This is a genomic window from Streptomyces sp. NPDC038213 (genome assembly GCF_055600495.1).
In genome coordinates, this window is record NZ_JBVJYM010000071.1 from 1 (window position 1) to 2,966 (window position 2,966).

The 2,966-nt window shown below is 72.4% G+C and carries 4 protein-coding genes; 2 read left to right on the forward strand and 2 right to left on the reverse strand.

The window, feature by feature from the left end:
* Positions 1–286 precede the first annotated feature (286 nt).
* Positions 287–541: a hypothetical protein gene (locus ACZ7JZ_RS35945; protein WP_470947357.1), complete on the forward strand. Its 255-nt coding sequence runs from the start codon at positions 287–289 to the stop codon at positions 539–541.
* Positions 542–711: 170 nt separating this feature from the next.
* Here ACZ7JZ_RS35945 and ACZ7JZ_RS35950 read toward each other — a convergent pair whose 3' ends face one another.
* Both ACZ7JZ_RS35950 and ACZ7JZ_RS35955 read right to left on the reverse strand, forming a co-directional pair.
* The gene (locus ACZ7JZ_RS35950; protein ID WP_470947359.1) at positions 712–1,305 is read right to left on the reverse strand and encodes a peptidase inhibitor family I36 protein; all 594 of its coding nucleotides are present in this window, start codon (positions 1,303–1,305) and stop codon (positions 712–714) included.
* A gap of 442 nt (positions 1,306–1,747) precedes the next feature.
* Complete coding sequence (locus tag ACZ7JZ_RS35955; protein WP_470947362.1) at positions 1,748–2,164, reverse strand: hypothetical protein; 417 nt, start codon at positions 2,162–2,164, stop codon at positions 1,748–1,750.
* Positions 2,165–2,514: 350 nt separating this feature from the next.
* On the opposite strand from ACZ7JZ_RS35955, the gene ACZ7JZ_RS35960 reads away from it, so the two are divergent.
* On the forward strand, positions 2,515–2,868 hold the full coding sequence (locus ACZ7JZ_RS35960; protein ID WP_470947365.1) for a DUF1330 domain-containing protein: 354 nt from the start codon (positions 2,515–2,517) through the stop codon (positions 2,866–2,868).
* Positions 2,869–2,966 lie beyond the last annotated feature (98 nt).

Sequence of the window (2,966 nt, forward strand, 5' to 3'; positions counted from 1 at the left end):
CATCCCGGCGCAGCGCGGAGAAACAGGAACCCACCGAGACGGTCAGACGACCGTGGTAGGAATCCCCGTCCTTTAGGGCGGGGAGCGGAAGTCAAACGCGCCTCTTCGGCACCCACGCCGCCGACTGGCTCGGCCACTGGCACCGGTGCCCCGGCTGCCGCGCCCGCACCACCCTGCCCCTGCCCCACCTCGCGGCCTGGACGGCCCACACGGCCTGCCGGGCCGCGCGCCCGACGCACCGGGCCCCCGCAGTTCCGGCGGGCGCACACCGTGCGGAGTGCTGCGCGTGTCGTGGACGGGCAGCCAGAACGCGCCCCGCTCCTGCCTGCTGACGGTGGGCGTCGACTTCTGCCCGTCCGGCGAACACCGGGTCCTGGCCCGGGTCCCGTACCCCGAAGCGGCCGACCGCTTCCGTACCTGGCTGGCCGGGACGGCCCCCGCCCTCGCCGCGGCAGCCGGCCCGGACCGCCTCGACGGCCTTCCCTCCCGGCCGCGGCCGGTCGTCGCGGACACCACCGGTGAGGGCCTCGCCCTGTTCTGAACGCGCGCAGCCGCAGGGAGGCGCGGCCTGGGGCCCGGTGTGCGCTCGGGGACCGCGGTGCGGGTCGGTTGCTCCTGCACATCGGCCGGTGTCACCCGCTCCGCCCCCGCGGACGGCTGCCGCTGTCCGCGGGGGCGGAGCTCAGGCGCCGGTCTCCGGCGGTGTCCGGGTCAGCAGACCCAGAGGGCGTCCGCCTTGTCGTTGGCCCAGGTGCCGACGTTCGAGCTGGACGACGGGGCGGCCGCGCCCCACAGGCGCTCCCAGGTGCTGCCGGTCCAGTTGTAGACGGTGGTGACCGTGCCGCGGGTCTGGTTGTTGTGCCAGGAGGTCGCCTGGTCCTGGAAGCCCCAGTTGCTGAGGTACTCGAAGTTGCAGTCCGACCAGGTGAGCCTGCGCCCGTTGTACTGGTCGTGCTCGTAGAGGCAGGTCCAGGCGTAGTTGCAGTTCGGGGTGCCGAGGGCGCCGAGGCGCTCGTTCACCGCCCGGGCCTTCTTCTCGCCGGGCAGCGGCCAGGTCATGACGGCCTTCCCGCCGCGCCAGGCGACCTGGTTGACGGCGATCTGCCTGCCGCCGGGCGTCAGGGCCATCTGCCGGTCCATCTGCTTCTGGAGGGAGGCCACTTCGCTCGTGCTGAGGCCGGCCTGCTTCGCCTGGGCGGCGATGGTGGCGTCGAGGGTGGACTGGGCGGAGGAGGTGCCGGACAGTCCGACGGCGGCCAGTACGGCCGCGGCGGCGGCAGCAGCGAACGTGGTGCTCGTGCGCATAGGAATCGTGTTCCCTTCTCGTCACGAAGTCCCGGTTTGCCGGGTGCTGCAAACGCTATGCGAACGGGGGAGGCCGCCCAAGGAGCCCGCCGGACAGAGGCCCCCTTGCCGGGCCGCCGCACTTGTGCATGGCCCGTCGTGGCAGGCGGCGGATGAACCGCGAGGGGATGTTCCGGGTGCTTCCGAATGGAATCCGGTAGTCCCCGACCGCAATGAGCCAATGTGCCCGCGCGGGGACGAATCGGCTCATGCCGCAGGCAAGGTACGGAGCGGATCCGCCGTGGCGGGGGCCGGTTGCGTTTCGCCCCCCCCGGAACGCAGGCGTCGAACACGGCCGGGAACGCGGCGACGGGCCCCGCGAACTTCGGTTCGCGGGGCCCGTCGTACGGGCTGGGGGAGCCCCGGCCGGGCCGCCGGGGTGGTGCGGCCCGGCACGTGGTCGTCAGCGGTTGATCGGGGTCTCGTAGAAGGTCCATCCGGACCAGTTGCCGTTGCGGTCGCGGTTGCGGCCCCAGTACTCCGTCTTCTGGTCGTAGTAGAACATCCGGAAGGACCAGGGGTCGGTGGTGTCGTAGTCGTGGACGTACACCTTGCTGTACGCCTGGCCGCCCATGGAGATCCACTTCGACCACTTGCCGCTGGAGTCCGTCCAGCGGGTCCACACCGCGCGGTCGCTGCCGACGACGAACTCCTGTATCCGCTTGTCGGGCAGCGTGTAGGCGGTCGGCGAGTACTCGCAGAGGTAGACACCGCCTCCGTACGAGCAGTAGGAAACCGCCTGGGCCGGCGTGGCCACCACCGCGACGCTCGCGAACGCGGCGGCCGCGACCGCAGCCGCCTTCAACTTGCGGACCAGCATGTCTCTCCTTCGTGCGTGCGACCGCCCCGTTCGGGCAAGGACGCGCTTCCCTCCGGCCGCCGGCGCACTACGGCGCCCCTGCGGCAGGCACAGTCGATCACGGGGGCGGGGCGCGACCCCAGGCAAATCCACCCGCAGAACTGCGGTCCGGCGTACTTCTGCAGGGCCCGCAGGGATACCGCTGCCCGGGGGGCGACCGGCGGGCGGCCGTACCGCCGCTGCCGCCGGGCGCCGGTCCGACGGCCCCCCGACTTCGCAAAGCAGTCGCCGTGACCTCCGGGGGCATGGCCGCGACCGCCCGCCTGCGGCTACGTTCGGGCCGTCGCCGTCCCCGAACGAAGGAGCCCGAGGTGCCCGCTTACGGTCTGGCCCATCTCCGCGCCCGTCGGCAGCACCCCGACGTGATCGCGTACCTGGAGTCCGTCGGCAAGACCCTGGAACCCTTCGACGGGCGCTTCGTCGTCCACGGCCCGCCGGCGGAGGTCCTCGAAGGCTCGTGGCCCGGCAGCATGGTGCTGCTCGAGTTCCCCGACCTCGCCACGGCGCGCGCCTGGTACGGCTCCCCGGCCTACCGGGCCATCCTGCACCTGCGCACCGACCACATCGACGGGGACGTCGTCCTCGTCGAGGGGGTCGGCCCGGACTACGACCCGGCCCAGCGGGCCCGCGCCCTGAGCGGCCCGAACCCGGAGGAGACGGCCTAGCCTCAATGTTGGTGACTTAAGTTCTGTCCTGCCGAGTGATGGTGACGGTGTCAGGTGCGGGTGGTGTCCCGTTGCGATGCTCGGCTCGTTTGAGCGGC

Coding starts and splice junctions, on each gene's coding strand:
- ACZ7JZ_RS35955 (WP_470947362.1), bottom strand. CDS start 2,164: ATGCTGGTCCGCAAGTTGAAGGCGGCTGCGGTCGCGGCCGCCGCGTTC.
- ACZ7JZ_RS35950 (WP_470947359.1), bottom strand. CDS start 1,305: ATGCGCACGAGCACCACGTTCGCTGCTGCCGCCGCCGCGGCCGTACTG.